Genomic DNA, 16,528 nt, shown 5'->3' on the forward strand with positions numbered 1-16,528 from the left:
ATTATTTTTCCAGCACCCAGGTATCTTTAGTGCCGCCGCCCTGTGAAGAGTTCACGACCAGCGAACCTTCCTTCAGCGCCACCCGTGTCAGTCCGCCGGGAACCATGGAGATCGTTTTGCCGGACAGCACAAAGGGGCGCAGGTCGATATGCCGAGGCGCAATCCCGGATTCGACGTAGGTAGGGCAGGCCGACAGCGCAAGGGTCGGTTGCGCGATGTAGTTGTCGGGCCTTGCCAGGACGCGCTGGCGAAAGTGTTCAATCTCTTCCTTGGTCGATGCAGGGCCGACCAGCATCCCATAACCGCCCGCGCCGTGAACCTCCTTGACAACCAATTCCGGCAGGTGCGCGAGCGTATATTCCAGGTCCGATTTCTTGCGGCACTGGTAGGTCGGGACGTTGTTGAGGATCGGTTCATCCGACAGGTAGAAACGGATCATGTCCGGCACATACGGATAGATCGACTTGTCGTCCGCGACGCCGGTGCCGATGGCATTGGCCAGCGTGACGCGGCCGGCACGATATACCGACAGCAGGCCGGGCACGCCGAGGGAGGAGTCGGGACGGAACGCCAGCGGGTCGAGAAAATCGTCGTCGATGCGCCGATAGATGACATCGACGCGTTTCGGGCCACGGGTGGTGCGCATATACACCGCATTGTCATTGACGAACAAATCGTTGCCTTCCACCAGTTCCACGCCCATCTGCTGTGCCAGGAACGCATGCTCGAAGTAGGCGGAGTTGTACATGCCTGGTGTCATGACGACTACCGTTGGATCGATGATGCCGGCCGGCGCCACTGACCTCAGGTTGTCCAGCAGCATATCGGGATAATGTGCGACCGGCGCCACCTTGTAGCGGGCGAACAGTTCCGGAAATAGCCGCATCATCATCTTGCGGTCTTCCAGCATGTAGGACACCCCGGACGGCACCCGCAAATTGTCCTCCAATACGTAGAACTCGCCCTTGCCCGCACGCACGATATCGATGCCGGCGATGTGGGCATAGATGTCGGATGCCACGGAAATGCCCTGCATCTCTGGGCGATACTGGGCATTCTTGAAAATCTGTTCCGCCGGAATCACGCCCGCCTTGACGATATTCTGGTCATGGTAAATATCGTGGATGAACATGTTGAGCGCTTTTACCCGCTGGACTAGCCCCGCTTCAAGCTGCGCCCACTCGTTGGCGGGGATGATGCGGGAAATGATGTCGAACGGGATCAGGCGTTCGGTGCCGGCATCGTTGCCGTACACCGCGAATGTAATGCCCACGCGCCGGAAGATCAGGTCTGCTTCCGCGCGCTTGCGGGCAATGGTTTCAGGCGACTGTTCGGAAAGCCAGGCTTCGAATTCGCGGTAATGCTCGCGAATGGTGGCTGCGCCATCGAGGTACATCTCGTCATAAAAATCGGCCATGGCTTGAAAATGAATTGATCTTAAAACGGTGATTATCAAGAAATATGCCAGATCGAGATGCACTGATGCTGTGCATGATCAAGGCGTGCGTATGCGCTCTACCAGTGCATTCGACCGTTCGTCCGGAGGCGCTGTCAGGAGACTCACGACCACCAGCGCCAGGATGCCTGCAGGCACGCCGAAGACGCCCGCCGACACCGGCGCGATATGAAACCATTGGCCGTTTGCCGATCCGCCAAGTGTCGGGTGGGTATGAACCATGTAGTAAATACATACCGCCAGTCCGGTCACCATGCCGGCGATTGCACCTTGTTGATTCGCCCGCTTCCAGAAAACGCCCAATACCAGGGCAGGGAACAACATTGATGCCGCCAGCGAGAATGCGGTGCCGACCATGGACAAAATGTTTCCGGGCTTCAGCGAAGCGGCATAGGCGGCGACCAGCGCCACCACCAGAAGAAGCAATTTCGAGATCGTGACGCGTTTCTGGCTGGAGGCCTTCGGATCGACCACCTTGTAATAGGTGTCATGCGACAGCGCATTTGAAATCGCCAGCAGCAATCCATCCGCCGTCGACAGCGCAGCGGCCAATCCACCTGCAGCGATAAGACCGGATATGACATAGGGCAGGCCGCCGATCTCGGGCGTGGCCAGTACCACCATATCTCCGTCGATGAAGACTTCCGCCAGCTGCACCACGCCGTCCTTGTTAATGTCGAAAATGGCGATCAGCGGATTAACCTTGTCCACACCGGCCCAATAGGACACCCATGCCGGCAGCGACGAGAAATCGCTTCCTACCAGGGAAGTGTACAGATCGTACTTCACCAGTACCGCAAGGGCGGGGATGGTGGTGTAGATCAGCATGATGAAGAACAGCGTCCAGAATACCGACGATCGCGTTTCCTGCACCGACGGTGTCGTATAAAAGCGGGCCAGCAGATGCGGCAGGCCGGCGGTGCCCATCATCAGGCAAAACACCAGTGCGAGAAAATTGTTCCGCTTGATGTCGGAAGCCGCCTCGCTTTCGGCGGCGAACGGCATGGTGTGGGCGACAATGGGCATGGAATGGGCGAGATTGCTGTTCCTCGCATCGGTCCATCTTCGCCTTGCCTCCTCGACGTTTCTCGGATAGTTGGCCAGCGCCCGTGCGGCAGCCCTGATCTCGATCAGCGACGCGTTGCTCCTGCGGAGATCGTCCAGGTAGCGCTGGGCGGCGATCCGTCCCTTCTCCCAGGATGTGGGCAATTCCTTCAACCTGGTGTCGTATTCGTCGGCGCGCTGCTTGAATACGGCACGGATTTCGTGCTCCCTCGGGTCGTCGTTGAGGGCCTTTTCCCGATCGCTGAGCTTGGAGAGCGCTGAACCATAGGCAATCTGGGGTATCGGCACCCCGGTATGCTTTACCGAAAGCCATACCACCGGAATCATGTAGGCGATGAGGATGATGATGTATTGCGCAATCTGGGTCCATGTGATCGCCCGCATTCCGCCGAGAAAGGAGCACACGAGAATGCTTGCCAGACCAAGAAAAATGCCGACCGAAAAGTCGATGCCGGTGAAGCGGGACGTGATCAGGCCTACGCCATAGATCTGTGCGACCACGTAGGTAAAGGAAACAATGATGGTCGCCGATACCGCGAGCAGGCGCACGACGTTTCCGTTTCCGCGTCCGGCATAGCGCGCCGCCAGGAAATCCGGAATCGTGTATTGGCCGAATTTGCGCAGATAGGGCGCGATCAGCAATGCAGCCAGGCAGAATCCACCGGTCCAGCCCAGGATATAGGCAAGTCCGTCGAAGCCGTAGAGATACAGCCCGCCCGCCAGGCTGATGAAACTGGCGGCGGATATCCAATCCGCGGCTGTCGCGATGCCATTGAAGAATGCAGGAACGCGGCGTCCGGCCACATAGTACTCGGACACTTCCGACGTCCGGCTGATTACGCCGATGCCGGCATACAGCACGATGGTGGAGAACAGGAAGAGATAGCCGATCCAGACGCGGGGAAATCCCTCTTTCTCAAGAATGGCAACCGATAAAAGAAACAGGATGAAGCCGAATGTATAGAGTCCGTAGTAGCGGCAGAGCTGCCTGAAGAACACCTTATTTGCCATTGTTGCTCGCATCGTTCAGCATCTTGTCCAGGTGCGGCATGCGCCATGCGTACAGACCGACCAGCAAAACATAAATGAATATCGTGCCTTGCGCAGCCATGTAATAGGAAAAGGACCAGCCCAGGATAGAGATTTCGGAAAGTTCGCGCGCAAAGAAAATGACGCTGAACGTCACCGTGAACCATATTGACAGCAGCACGAGGGTCATCCGCCGTGTTCGAAGCCAATAGGCCCTGCGAACGGCCGGCGAAATATTGACGGAAGGGCGGGCGTCCATGTCAGCCGATATCCTCTATGACATCCAGGCGCTGTTCGCCGCGCAGGGTAACCCTGAACAGGCTGCCGGGAAATTTGGGATCATGGCTGCGCGGGTTATTAAAGATATCCACGGTGGCGCCATGCTGCTGTGCAATCTCCCGCACAATCGACAGGCCAAGACCGCTTCCTTCGGCCTGATTGCCCAGAATGCGATAAAAGCGCTCGAACACATGCGTACGCTCGGCATAGGGAATGCCTGGGCCGGTGTCCTCGACTTCCAGGGTTGCAATGCCGCCGCCTTCTCCGGCACCCACCCTGACCGTAACGCTGCCGCCGGCGGGGGTGTAGCGAAGCGCATTGTCGATCAGATTGCTGAGCAGTTCACGCAAGGTAATCGGATTGCCGAGCACCATTACCGGATAACCCGGCTGTTCGAAGCCGAGGTCGATTCGATGGGTGAAGGATGCCTGCACCCAGTCCTGCACCACATTGCGCGCCAGTTCGGACAGTTCCAGCGGCACGAACGGTTTTGCTTCCGGCGTCTGATTCTCCGCTCGCGCGAGCGCCAGCAACTGGTTCACCAGCCGTGTTGCCGATTCCGAGCTTTTGGAGAGCTGTTCCAGCGAACGGTGCACTTCATCGTAATTGGTCTGGCGCAGCGCCAGTTCCGACTGCATGCGCATGCCGGCGAGCGGCGTCTTCATCTGATGGGCGGCATCGGCGATGAAACGCTTTTGCATGTGAATGGTTTGCGAAAGCCTTTCCAGCATATCGTTCAGCGAACTGACCAGCGGACTGATCTCTTCCGGCACCTGGCGCGAGTCGATCGGACTGAGGTCGTCGGGCCGGCGTTCGCGTATGTGTCGTTGCAGCTCCGCCAGCGGCGAGAGTCCGCGGCTGAGAGCGAACCATACCAGCGCCAATGCGATCGGAAGAATGATGAACTGGGGCAGGATCACGCCCTTGATGATTTCGTTCGCATGTTCAACGCGTTTGTCGAGGGTTTCACCCACCTGCACCAATGCCAGGTCGGATTCAGTTGCCCCTTTGCCTCCATTTCGCGGTTTCATGTCGATGTAGGTGTAGGCGATACGCACATCGTTGCCGCGCATGACATCATTGCGAAAAATCACCGAACCGGGCAAGGGCTTTTCCTCGTCAGGAGGGGGCATGGGCATATCGCGGTCGCCGTCAACATATTCGCCGCGCGTTCCTATGATCTGGAAATAAATGTTGTCCACATCGTCGGCGCGCAAAAGGTCACGGGATGTGTTGGGCAGCAACGCGACCACTTTGCCGTTGACTTCCTTCACCTGCTGCGCGAGCACGGTAACGGTATCGTCGAGGGCATGGTCGAATGGATAATTGGCGATGGATTTTGCGACAAGGTAGGTAATGGCGATGCTCATAGGCCAAAGCAGAAGCAGCGGTACGAGCATCCAGTCGAGAATCTCGCCGAACAGCGAGCGCTGAATCTGTTCCTCGAGCTCCTGCTCAGCCGGACCGAAAGGGTCCGCCAGCGTGCCTGCATCGCTTGCGACAGGAACAGTCGCCTGCATGGAGTCGCCATCGCTCATCGTCGCGCTCAGGCCGGAGGGATTGCCTGCTGGCTCTGCTGCGCCTGGCTGTCGGCGAACTTCTCAAGACAGTATCCGAGGCCACGAACGGTTGCAATGCGCACCCCGCCGGTTTCGATCTTCTTGCGGAGGCGATGAACATATACTTCGATCGCATTGTTGCTCACTTCTTCGCCCCATTCGCATAAATGGTCGACCAGTTGCTCCTTCGACACCAGTCGCCCGGTTCGCTGCAACAGCACTTCGAGCAAACCGAGTTCGCGCGCGGACAAGTCCAGCATCTGTTCGTGCATGTACGCAATACGTCCGACTTGATCATAGGAAAGCGGGCCGTGCTTGATGACAGTCGGTCCGCCGCCGGCGCCACGTCTGGTCAATGCCCGAACCCGGGCTTCCAGCTCGGATAGCGCGAAGGGCTTGGGCATGTAATCGTCTGCGCCCAGATCCAATCCCTTTACCCGCTGTTCGATCGAATCGCTGGCGGTCAGGATCAGGACTGGAAGACGGGAATTGCGCGCCCTCAGGCGCCGTAATACTTCAAGACCAGCCATCTTGGGCAGACCGAGATCAAGGATCAGCAAATCGAAATCCTGGGTAGACAAAGCCGAATCTGCTTCCATCCCGTTTTTCACGCAATCGATTGCGTATCCTGACTGCCGCAATGAGCGTGTCAGACCATCGGCGAGTACACTATCGTCTTCCGCAAGCAGGATGCGCATGTTGGCGTAAAGCAATGAAATTGAACTGATTCTAGTCTATTGCGTTTTATTCAAGCCAGCAAGGCGGAACGACATGCCGACACTGTTCAGCTTAGTAAACTTTTCTCTCAAATTGAGAATATTTGCTTGCATAAATCACTGTTTTTTTATACAGTAGTGGTTGTGACGAAGATCGTAAATATGCTTAATTTTGCGGTGTTTACGGCCTAAGTTTCCCTCTATCCAACCGTCGAAAGAAGGCACTCATGGACGACAAGAAATCCGCCCTTAACTCGGACAAAAGCAAGGCACTGTCCGCAGCATTGGCACAAATCGAAAAGCAGTTCGGCAAGGGTTCGGTAATGCGCATGGTCGACGGCGCGGTAGCCGAAGAAGTGCAAGTTGTATCGACCGGCTCGCTTGGGCTGGACATCGCGTTGGGCGTCGGCGGTTTGCCGCGCGGACGCGTGGTTGAAATTTACGGTCCTGAATCGTCGGGTAAAACGACTCTGACACTGCAGGCAATCGCAGAGATGCAAAAACTGGGCGGCACATGCGCTTTCATCGACGCGGAACACGCACTCGATGTCGTGTATGCACAAAAGCTTGGCGTCAATCTTTCGGACCTTCTGATCTCTCAACCGGATACCGGCGAGCAGGCTCTGGAAATCACCGATGCCCTGGTGCGCTCCGGCAGCGTCGATATGGTCGTGATTGACTCCGTGGCCGCACTGACGCCACGCGCCGAAATTGAAGGCGACATGGGCGATTCACTGCCGGGCTTGCAGGCACGTTTGATGTCACAGGCATTGCGCAAGCTGACCGGTAGCATCAATAGAACAAATACTCTGGTGATTTTCATCAACCAGATCCGCATGAAGATCGGTGTCATGTTCGGTAACCCGGAGACGACAACCGGCGGCAATGCATTGAAGTTTTACGCATCCGTGCGGCTGGATATCCGCCGTACCGGTTCCATCAAGTCTGGTGACGAAGTCATCGGCAATGAAACCAAGGTCAAGGTTGTCAAGAACAAGGTTGCACCTCCTTTCAAAGAAGCACACTTCGATATTCTTTATGGAGAGGGCACTTCGCGGGAAGGCGAGATTCTCGACTTGGGGTCGGAGGCGAAGATTGTCGAAAAATCCGGCGCCTGGTACAGCTACAACGGCGAGCGGATTGGTCAAGGTAAGGACAATGCCCGTACCTATTTGAGAGAACATCCGGAACTCGCACGCGAGATTGAGAACAAGGTTCGTGCGTCGCTCGGTGTGCGGGAGCTCGCTGCAACCACCAGTCAGGCATCTGAATAACTAACTGCTTCAACTACTCGTTGGTGCACGGCGAGTAGGACGCAATAAAGAAGCTTCAAGCAATAACGATTACTTCACGTGAGAAGGGCTCGCGTCTTCGGAACACCATGGCAAAACTGCAAATGAGTCTGAAAGCGCGGGCCCTGAAGTATTTATCGGCACGTGAGCATAGTCGTCTGGAACTCTCACGCAAGCTGGCTCGCTATGCCCAGGAAGGCGATGACATCGAGGCATTGCTGGATAGTCTCGAGGCAGCCAAGCTGCTTTCCGAAGCGCGCTTTTCCGAATCGCTCGTTCATCGCCGCGCTACACGTTTCGGCAATAGCCGTATTTTTTCCGAATTGCAAAGCCACGGGATAGAAGCGGAAGCCTTGGCTGAAATCAAGTCGAATCTCGCCGAAAGCGAAGTTGCCCGTGCCCTTGAAGTTTGGCGCAAAAAATTCAATTCCCCTCCAGTCGCCCCCGCAGAGCGCGCAAAACAAATACGTTTCTTGCAGCAACGCGGATTTTCTCTCGCTTCCATACAACGGGTGCTGCGCCGCACGGACGCAGACACTGAATAATTTTTACGGCCACGGCTTTTGGTCGCTTTTCATTGCCGTAATTCAATCAAATCATCATTCCTCAAAATGTACTAACCAGAAACTATTGGTATGGTTTTAAGCTTTCGACCTGTGCTACACTTCGGTGGTTTTTGCAGCGCCGCATGAGCGGCTGTTGCCGTAGAAGCTGCGGCAGCGACTCGCAAATGCGGCTTTTTGTTGCCACTCCACAGGCATTGGCCGTTATGCCCCTACCTCCGTCGAATTCCCGCCGTGCTCTTAAGCACACTCGCGCAATCCAGGTCGACGCGTTCGCTCGCGAAGACGGATTGTGGGATCTCGACGCTCACATCACCGACATCAAGACTCGTGAATCCAGGCTCGCATCCGGAACCAGACCTGCTGGCTCACCGGTTCATGACCTCTGGCTGCGGTTGACCATTGATCTCCAGTTCAACGTCGTCGATGCCCATGCCGTATCCGACGCTGTTCCTTATCCAGGGTACTGCGATACGATCGGCCCGGCATACAAGAAGCTAATCGGCCTCAACCTGATGAAAGGCTTTCGTGATGGGGTTCGCCAGCGATTGTCCGGGATCGCGGGGTGCACCCATCTGACCGAACTTACGCAGGTATTGCCGACAGCAGCCGTTCAGGCGTTTGCGGGTGATGTAATCGATACCCGTGACGGCGCCAGCACTGACGGCCAGAACCAGAAACCGTTTCAACTCGACCGCTGCCATGCCCTCCGTACCGATGGCGCGGCGGTCGCGCAATATTATCCTCGGTGGGCCGTCAAGGCGGCAGCCGTGTCCGAATCCACCGGGTCAGAACCCACTTAATCAACCAGTTTATTTTTCCATAAGCGTCTGAAGGGAAGCTCGCATGAAGATCCATGAGTATCAGGGCAAAGAAATCCTCCGTAAGTTCGGAGTGACGGTTCCGCGGGGTATCCCGTGCTTCTCCGTCGATGAGGCGGTCAAGGCAGCCGAAACGCTTGGAGGCCCGGTTTGGGTCGTCAAGGCACAGATTCATGCAGGCGGACGAGGCAAGGGCGGCGGCGTGAAGGTTGCCAAGTCGCTCGACCAGGTAAAGGAATATGCCTCTGCGATCATGGGCATGCAGCTCGTTACTCACCAGACCGGACCGGAAGGGCAAAAAGTTCGCCGTCTCTTGATCGAAGAAGGCGCGGACATCAAGAAGGAACTGTATGTCAGCATGGTCACCGATCGCCTCAGCCAGCGGGTCGTACTGATGGCATCCAGCGAAGGCGGCATGGATATCGAGGAAGTCGCGGAAAAACATCCGGAACTCATCCACAAGGTCATTATCGATCCGGCGACCGGCCTGACAGACGCCGATGCCGATGCAATCGCGGCCAAGATCGGCGTGCCCCAGGGTTCAATTGCCGATGCGCGCAAACAATTGCAAGGTCTGTACAAGGCTTACTGGGAAACAGATTCATCGCTGGCAGAAATCAATCCGCTCATTCTTACCGGCGACGGCAAGGTTGTCGCGCTCGACGCCAAATTCAACTTCGACTCCAACGCGCTGTTCCGTCATCCGGAAATCGTCGAGATGCGCGACCTTGAAGAAGAAGATCCTGCTGAAGTCGAAGCATCGAAGTTCGACCTTGCCTATATTTCCCTCGACGGAAACATCGGCTGCCTGGTGAATGGTGCCGGTCTGGCGATGGCGACAATGGATACCATTAAGTTGTTCGGCGGCGAACCAGCCAACTTCCTCGACGTCGGCGGCGGCGCAACAGCGGAAAAGGTTACCGAAGCCTTCAAGATCATGCTGAAAAACCCCGGCCTGAAAGCCATTCTCGTCAATATTTTCGGCGGAATCATGCGCTGCGACGTCATCGCCGAAGGCGTGATCACCGCATCCAAGGCTGTGTCGCTGAAGGTGCCGCTGGTGGTGCGCATGAAGGGCACCAACGAAGACCTCGGCAAGAAAATGCTGGCTGACTCGGGCCTGCCCATCATTTCGGCCGATACGATGGAAGAAGCTGCGCAGAAGGTCGTCGCTGCGGCTAACGGAAAATAAAAAATATTGTTGCGGCAGGACGTTGCGCATAGCGCTGGATTCCTGCCCCAACCGATTCGAAAGAGAATACACATGTCGATCCTGATCAACAAAGACACGAAAGTCATCACCCAAGGCATTACCGGCAAGACCGGTCAATTCCATACCCGCATGTGCCGTGACTATGCAAATGGAAAAAACTGTTTCGTCGCCGGCGTCAATCCGAAGAAAGCGGGCGAGGACTTCGAAGGCATCCCGATTTTCGCGAACGTTTCCGAGGCTAAGGCAAAAACCGGCGCAACGGTATCCGTCATCTATGTTCCGCCTGCAGGCGCCGCAGCCGCCATCTGGGAAGCGGTCGAAGCCGAACTCGACCTGGCGATCTGCATTACCGAAGGCATTCCGGTCCGTGACATGCTCGCGCTCAAGGACCGCATGGCCAAAGCCGGAAGCAAAACCCTATTGCTTGGACCGAATTGTCCTGGTCTGATTACACCGGATGAAATCAAGATCGGCATCATGCCGGGCCATATCCACATGAAGGGCCGTATCGGCGTGGTATCCCGCTCCGGCACATTGACCTACGAAGCAGTCGGTCAGCTCACGGCGCTCGGCCTGGGTCAATCGTCTGCGGTCGGCATTGGCGGCGACCCGATCAATGGCCTGAAGCACATCGACGTCATGAAGGCGTTCAACGACGACCCGGATACCGATGCAGTCATCATGATCGGTGAGATTGGCGGGCCGGACGAAGCCAATGCGGCGGAGTGGATCAAGGACAACATGAAGAAACCGGTCGTCGGTTTCATCGCTGGCGTTACCGCGCCACCGGGCAAGCGCATGGGTCATGCCGGCGCACTGATCTCCGGCGGTGCCGATACCGCAGAAGCCAAGCTGGAAATCATGGAAGCCTGCGGCATCAAAGTCACAAAGAATCCGTCCGAAATGGGACGTTTGTTGAAGTCGGTCCTGTAATTACGATTAGTCGCTGACACCCTTGGCGACTAATCGGACTGCTTGTCGAAAGCAGTCCCGGTGAAGGCAATACGTACAAGGCACAACTTGCGGGGGGCATTTGCTCCCCGTATTATTTCGACCACAACATTTCGAGGCAAGCATGGATTTTTTACTCAACCTGAACTGGGTCGCCGTCGGCCAGATCATTCTCATCGATATTTTGCTGGGCGGGGACAACGCCATCGTGATCGCCCTGGCATGCCGTAATTTGCCGGCGCACCTGCGCACCAAAGGTATTCTTTGGGGAACATTCGGCGCCATCGCCATCCGCGTCGTCCTGATCGCATTTGCAGTAACCTTGTTGCAGGTTTCATTTCTCAAAGTGGTTGGCGGTCTGCTGCTGCTCTGGATCGGCGTCAAGCTGCTTGCAGACGACGATGGCGGACATGGCGACATTGAAGCTAGTGACAAGCTGATGTCCGCGATCAAAACCATCGTGGTTGCCGACCTTGTGATGAGCGTGGATAACGTCATCGCAGTTGCCAGCGCAGCGGAACAGGCGGGTGGTGATCATCAGTTTGCCCTGGTTGTCTTCGGTATCCTGATCAGTATCCCCATCATCATCTGGGGCAGCACGATCGTTCTCAGATTGATGGAGAAGTTCCCACTCATCATCACCTTCGGTGCCGGTTTGCTAGGATATCTGGCAGGCGGCATGATCGTGACCGATGTGGCCGTCGCGCCATGGGTAAAGGAGAACATGCCCGGTCTCGACATGATTATTCCGGGTACGGATATACATCTCAGCATCCCGAGCGTGGTTGGTGCAATCTTTGTCATCGCAGTAGGGCATTTTCTTGCGAAGCGACGCGCGCAAACGCATGCGGGTACACATCCGACGCATTGAGGGATTAACCGACTGATGAAATTACCAGCGCCTCCTTGCCTTGCAAGGGGGTGCTTTTCAAATGTGGCTTCATCAATTGATTAGCGCAGTCGAACGCCGTGCACCGTAATCAACATAAACGACCACCCAAACGTGTCGTCCATTAATGATGCATATAGCATAGATTGAGGGATCGGGCGGATGTGTGTAGTCGAAGCCCCGAGCGGAACCATCCTTGCCCCCAACGTATAATCTGCCACATGGCAAATAATGTCGGGCTGGAATTCGCTGCACAAACCCATACTGGAATGGTCCGACCGCATAATGAAGATGCGGTCGCGGTCAGTGCTGCTTACAATTTCGCTATTTTGGCGGATGGCATGGGTGGTTATAACGCGGGTGAAGTGGCCAGTGGAATGGCAACGAGCCTACTAAAGGAATTGCTCGAAACCGGACTTCAAAAAATACAGCAATCGCCTTCCGACCTACTGCATAGTCGCAGCAAACAAATCCAGCATTTGATGCAGGAAGCCATTCTGCAAACCAACGCAGCCATTCTCGACGCGGCCCGAAATGATTCGCAATGCCAAGGCATGGGAACCACGCTAGTCGCGGCGTTGTTTGATCGCGATACGGTCACCATTGCACATATTGGTGATTCCCGCGCATACCGCCTTCGTCGAGGCGAGCTAGTTCAACTTACGCGAGACCATTCACTCCTGCAGGAGCAAATCGACGCAGGAATGATTGCTCCGGATCTGGCCCGCTTTTCCCTTAATAAAAATCTTATTACCCGTGCTGTGGGAGTCGACTACGAGCTTGAGGTGGAAATGCATGAGCACCAAACCGAGCAAGGCGATTTGTATTTGCTTTGTTCCGATGGGTTGTCTGACCTGCTTGAACTGGACGAGATAAGAAATCTTCTGCAAGAAACAAATGTCTCGCTGGAGAAAACCTGCGACACGCTAATTGAGAAGGCAAATTATTACGGTGGGCGAGACAACATTTCTGTAGTAATTGCGCATGTTCTTTCAAGCAGACTAAAACCATTAGGTTTGTGGCAACAAATTCAACAATGGCTCACTACATAATTTGTTGCAGACAAAATTCGCAAATTGACAAAAATCTACAGTCAATAATGACAATTATTGTCAATCGTTTGCACGCTTGATCGATAAGCACCCTAAAAAGCAAGTAAACATGCAAAATCCTGCTGGCATGTCTATTGCTGTAAGGGAACTATGGCAGGTCTACTGTCTAATTTCCTAAAGGAGCGATAAATGAAATCAATGAAAATAGCAAGAGAAACACAACGGGGCTTTACTTTAATTGAATTGATGATTGTAGTTGCAATCATTGGTATTTTGGCCGCAGTAGCTCTTCCTGCATATCAGGACTATACCGTTCGCGCAAAAGTAAGTGAGGCGGTAATTGCAGCTTCTTCTGCGAAGGGGGGGGTTAGCGAAGCGTTTCAAACGGATAGCCTCCAAGGCGTTCAGAACTTCTCTGCTGCGTGGGAAGCTAGAACGGATACGGAAAAGCAGTCTAAATATGTTAATGACATTCAGGTGGCAGCTGATGGCGTAATTACTGTGCAAATTGCTGCAAATCAAGCGAACGGTTTACCGACAACGCTTAATACTCAAACGTTAACCTTTACACCCTCTGTCCAAGGTGCAGCTTTGGCTACAGATTCTCAAGGCGCGATTGACTGGGCGTGCGCAAGTGATACCAACGGCAATGCAACGGCACGTGGTTTGCCCTTTACTGTTGGTACTCTTCCAAGCAAGTATGCTCCTGCAGAGTGCAGATAATATCTCTCAATAAAGTTAAGACGCCCGCATTTGCGGGCGTTTCTATATCACGAGGTGATTTTTTAAAAGAAATGATAGAACGTCTTAAAGCATCTGCTTTGCATCTTGGGGTGTCTATTTTTGTTGCAGTGTTGTCCGCAATCTTGGTATTTGTTTTTTGGTATCCAGAGGCTTTAGCTCATGAAAGTAATGTTCATAATATTTTCATACTGTTATGTATTAGCGATGTAGTTCTGGGTCCAGTTATTACACTTATTATTTTCAAAAAACAAAAACAACAATTTATGCGCGATTTATCAGTAGTCGCGCTCATTCAATTAGCAGCATTGCTATATGGCTTGCACGCAGTGTTTGCGGCCCGTCCAGTGTACATAGTTTATAACGCTGGAGCTTTTGATCTCGCTTATGCAAACGAAATGTCACAAGAAAATTTGAAAAAAGCTAAGAATCCGAAATACCGCTCGCTACCCGTTTTCGGACCTCATCTAGTTGCCGCAGATTTGCCAAGTGATAGCTATATTGCAGAAAAGATAATTTTGTCTGCTGTAAATGGCGGAGACGATATACAACACTTACCTGAGTACTTTTCTCCATATGAAGCTAAAAAGGAGGTTGTACTAAAAAATGTTAAGCCTTTAACCAATCTAAGTAGCTCAAGGTTAGCTAACAAAGAAAAACTTAATGATCTTCAAAAAAAGTATGCTGGGCAGAACAGACAAGTAGGTTACCTGCCGCTACGAGGAACCGAAAAGAAGATATACGTCTTGGTTGATCAACTTACCGGGGAATTTCTCGAGATAAGCGAACTTACGTAATGCGAAAGGCTGATGGAAATAAGGATGAATAGCTTTATCGGTAAAGTTGAAGTTGAAAGACTAAAGGAGTAAGAAATGACTGTGATATTCCGGCAGAAGGTCAGAACTAACAAGCCAGTTCTTGGTTTTACATTAATTGAATTAATGATGGTTGTAGCAATTATAGGAGTGTTGGCAACCATTGCGCTGCCTGCTTATCAAACTTATACGATTCGTTCAAAGGTAAGCGAAGCACTTATTGCTGCATCTGCTGCAAAGACGACGATAAGCTCCGCATTTCAGACGGATAACTTAACGGGTGTTGCTACAGTGGCATCATCATGGGTTCCGGCAAACACAGGTTCAAAATATGTAAAGCAAGTGTCTATTGATGCAGGGTCGTCAGGAATTATTCGTGTTGCTATTGCAGCTAACGCATCAAATGGTCTGCCTGTTAGCTTAGACGATGCAACATTGGTGTTCACGCCATCAGTGCAAAGAGCCCCTCTTACTGATACTGCTGTAGGAAGTATTGATTGGGCGTGCGCAAGTGATGCAAGTGAGGTCGCAACTTCGCGAGGGCTACCGGTCAATCTGGGTACTCTGCCAGAGAAATTCGCCCCTGCAGAATGTCGTTGAAATAAAACTAGATCTTATAAGTCCGACTGCTTCTGCTGCTTTGTCGCAGACCAGTCGCTGGATTTGCCTCCCAATTTACTTTCTAGCCGGATGGCCGTCATTACCATTCCTCGGTCTACAGCTTTGCACATATCGTAGATTGTTAGCAACGCGATTTGGACCGCAGTTAAAGCCTCCATTTCTACACCGGTTTTTCCAAATGTCTCAACTTGACCTGTGCAAGTGATTCCTGGCTCCATCTCTTGAATCTCAAAATCTACAGTAACCCGAGTCAGCGCAAGCGGATGACATAACGGAATCAAGTCACTAGTACGCTTCGCTGCCATAATCGCTGCAATCCGCGCAATACCCAGCACATCGCCTTTCTTCGCATTCCCGCTTTTAATAATCTCCAGCGTCTCCGCCTTCATTAAAATCGTCCCGGTGGCAACCGCAACGCGGTGCGTTTCTTTTTTCTCCCCCACATCCACCATATGCGCCTGGCCGGATGCGTCAAAATGCGTCAATCCGCCGTTTGTGGATTCAGGGTCCTGCTTATCTTTATCAATGGTCATATCGGGTAAGGTATTTCAAAATTGCAACCAAGCACTGAACGATCAGCATGTGCAAGTATCATAGCATTGTGAAATTTCTTTTCTATGCGCCACCGGGTCATGCCTGATCATTCCTATTCAACAAGGAGTCACTCTTGACGCCTCGATTTCTACCAGCCGCGATGGTGGCGCTGGCATGCGCATTTCCAGTGGCGGTTGTGCCGACGGTGACCTCGGCGCAGAATCTGCCAAGCCTTGGCGACGCCGATCGGCAGGAATTGTCTCCGCTGACGGAGCGTCGGCTCGGCGAGCAGATCATGCACCAGATCCGGCGCAATAAAGATTATCTGGACGATGCGCCGGTCACCGAATATCTGAACAATTTCGGCGCGACGCTGTTGGCAGCGCGCCCCGAGGCGCGTGGCGAAGCGGCGTACGACTTCTTCTTTTTCGCCGTGCGCGATCCGATGCTGAACGCGTTCGCGCTTCCCGGCGGCTTTATCGGGGTGCATTCGGCGCTGGTACTTGCGGCGCAGAACGAGTCGGAACTGGCTTCGGTCGTGGCACACGAGATCGGTCACGTGTCGCAGCGGCATATCGCGCGGATGCTGGGCAAGCAACGGCAGGATGCCTTGATTCCGCTGGCGGCTGCCGTGTTGGCGGCGCTTGCGGCGAGTTCGAGTCCCGACGCATCGGCGGCCTTGCTGATGGGCGGGCAGGGCATGGCAATCCAGCGGCAGTTGAATTTCAGCCGGGAAGCGGAACGCGAGGCCGACCGCATCGGCCTGCAGATGTTGCGTGATGCCGGCTACGATACCTCGGGTGCGCTCGCTTTCTTTACGCGAATGCAGACCGCGACACGCGCATACAACGACTCCGCGCCGGCTTATCTGCGCTCGCACCCGTTGACCACCGAGCGGATGGCGGACATCCAGGCGCGGACCAGTGACCAGC

At 54.0% G+C, this 16,528-nt stretch carries 17 protein-coding genes; 11 read left to right on the forward strand and 6 right to left on the reverse strand.

Annotation, left to right across the window (positions count from 1 at the left end):
• Position 1: 1 nt before the first annotated feature.
• The 5 genes from VGU61_RS12605 to VGU61_RS12625 form a co-directional block, all read right to left on the reverse strand.
• Entirely contained in the window at positions 2-1,417 is a 1,416-nt protein-coding gene (locus VGU61_RS12605; RefSeq protein WP_326859480.1) for a circularly permuted type 2 ATP-grasp protein, read from the reverse strand.
• 78 nt (positions 1,418-1,495) lie between these two features.
• Entirely contained in the window at positions 1,496-3,532 is a 2,037-nt protein-coding gene (locus VGU61_RS12610; protein ID WP_326859481.1) for a sodium:solute symporter family protein, read from the reverse strand.
• Positions 3,522-3,809 (reverse strand): DUF4212 domain-containing protein, encoded by a 288-nt coding sequence (locus VGU61_RS12615; RefSeq protein ID WP_326859482.1) that lies wholly within the window; start codon positions 3,807-3,809, stop codon positions 3,522-3,524. The genes VGU61_RS12610 and VGU61_RS12615 overlap by 11 nt, the downstream gene beginning before the upstream one ends.
• 1 nt (position 3,810) lies before the next feature.
• Positions 3,811-5,367, reverse strand: coding sequence for a sensor histidine kinase (locus tag VGU61_RS12620; protein WP_326859483.1), 1,557 nt, complete (start codon positions 5,365-5,367; stop codon positions 3,811-3,813).
• Positions 5,368-5,375: 8 nt separating this feature from the next.
• The gene (locus VGU61_RS12625) at positions 5,376-6,086 is read right to left on the reverse strand and encodes a response regulator transcription factor (RefSeq protein WP_326859484.1); all 711 of its coding nucleotides are present in this window, start codon (positions 6,084-6,086) and stop codon (positions 5,376-5,378) included.
• A 245-nt stretch (positions 6,087-6,331) separates the two neighbouring features.
• On the opposite strand from VGU61_RS12625, the gene recA reads away from it, so the two are divergent.
• From recA to VGU61_RS12675, 10 genes are all read left to right on the forward strand, one after another.
• Positions 6,332-7,378, forward strand: coding sequence for a recombinase RecA (gene recA / locus VGU61_RS12630; protein WP_326859485.1), 1,047 nt, complete (start codon positions 6,332-6,334; stop codon positions 7,376-7,378).
• Between the two features lie 107 nt (positions 7,379-7,485).
• Entirely contained in the window at positions 7,486-7,941 is a 456-nt protein-coding gene (recX, locus tag VGU61_RS12635; RefSeq protein WP_326859486.1) for a recombination regulator RecX, read from the forward strand.
• Positions 7,942-8,165: 224 nt separating this feature from the next.
• Positions 8,166-8,762 (forward strand): DUF2889 domain-containing protein, encoded by a 597-nt coding sequence (locus VGU61_RS12640; RefSeq protein WP_326859487.1) that lies wholly within the window; start codon positions 8,166-8,168, stop codon positions 8,760-8,762.
• 43 nt (positions 8,763-8,805) lie between these two features.
• A complete protein-coding gene (gene sucC, locus VGU61_RS12645; protein ID WP_326859488.1) occupies positions 8,806-9,972 on the forward strand; it encodes an ADP-forming succinate--CoA ligase subunit beta in 1,167 nt (388 codons plus the stop codon).
• Between the two features lie 72 nt (positions 9,973-10,044).
• Positions 10,045-10,926, forward strand: coding sequence for a succinate--CoA ligase subunit alpha (gene sucD, locus VGU61_RS12650; RefSeq protein ID WP_326859489.1), 882 nt, complete (start codon positions 10,045-10,047; stop codon positions 10,924-10,926).
• Positions 10,927-11,068: 142 nt separating this feature from the next.
• Positions 11,069-11,815 carry a TerC family protein gene (locus VGU61_RS12655; protein WP_326859490.1) on the forward strand — a complete coding sequence of 249 codons (747 nt, stop codon included), beginning with the start codon at positions 11,069-11,071 and terminating at the stop codon, positions 11,813-11,815.
• Between the two features lie 239 nt (positions 11,816-12,054).
• A complete protein-coding gene (locus VGU61_RS12660; RefSeq protein ID WP_326859491.1) occupies positions 12,055-12,885 on the forward strand; it encodes a Stp1/IreP family PP2C-type Ser/Thr phosphatase in 831 nt (276 codons plus the stop codon).
• Positions 12,886-13,074: 189 nt separating this feature from the next.
• Complete coding sequence (locus VGU61_RS12665; RefSeq protein WP_326859492.1) at positions 13,075-13,608, forward strand: pilin; 534 nt, start codon at positions 13,075-13,077, stop codon at positions 13,606-13,608.
• Positions 13,609-13,679: 71 nt separating this feature from the next.
• Entirely contained in the window at positions 13,680-14,423 is a 744-nt protein-coding gene (gene tfpZ, locus VGU61_RS12670) for a TfpX/TfpZ family type IV pilin accessory protein (protein WP_326859493.1), read from the forward strand.
• Between the two features lie 75 nt (positions 14,424-14,498).
• Entirely contained in the window at positions 14,499-15,041 is a 543-nt protein-coding gene (locus VGU61_RS12675; RefSeq protein ID WP_326859494.1) for a pilin, read from the forward strand.
• A 14-nt stretch (positions 15,042-15,055) separates the two neighbouring features.
• Here VGU61_RS12675 and moaC read toward each other — a convergent pair whose 3' ends face one another.
• Positions 15,056-15,595 carry a cyclic pyranopterin monophosphate synthase MoaC gene (gene moaC / locus VGU61_RS12680; protein ID WP_326859495.1) on the reverse strand — a complete coding sequence of 180 codons (540 nt, stop codon included), beginning with the start codon at positions 15,593-15,595 and terminating at the stop codon, positions 15,056-15,058.
• Positions 15,596-15,756: 161 nt separating this feature from the next.
• On the opposite strand from moaC, the gene VGU61_RS12685 reads away from it, so the two are divergent.
• Positions 15,757-16,528: M48 family metalloprotease (locus VGU61_RS12685; RefSeq protein WP_326859497.1), on the forward strand; the 772-nt coding region annotated here is incomplete at its 3' end.

It is taken from the genome of Noviherbaspirillum sp. (assembly GCF_035944575.1).
Classification (GTDB): Bacteria; Pseudomonadota; Gammaproteobacteria; order Burkholderiales; family Burkholderiaceae_D; genus Noviherbaspirillum.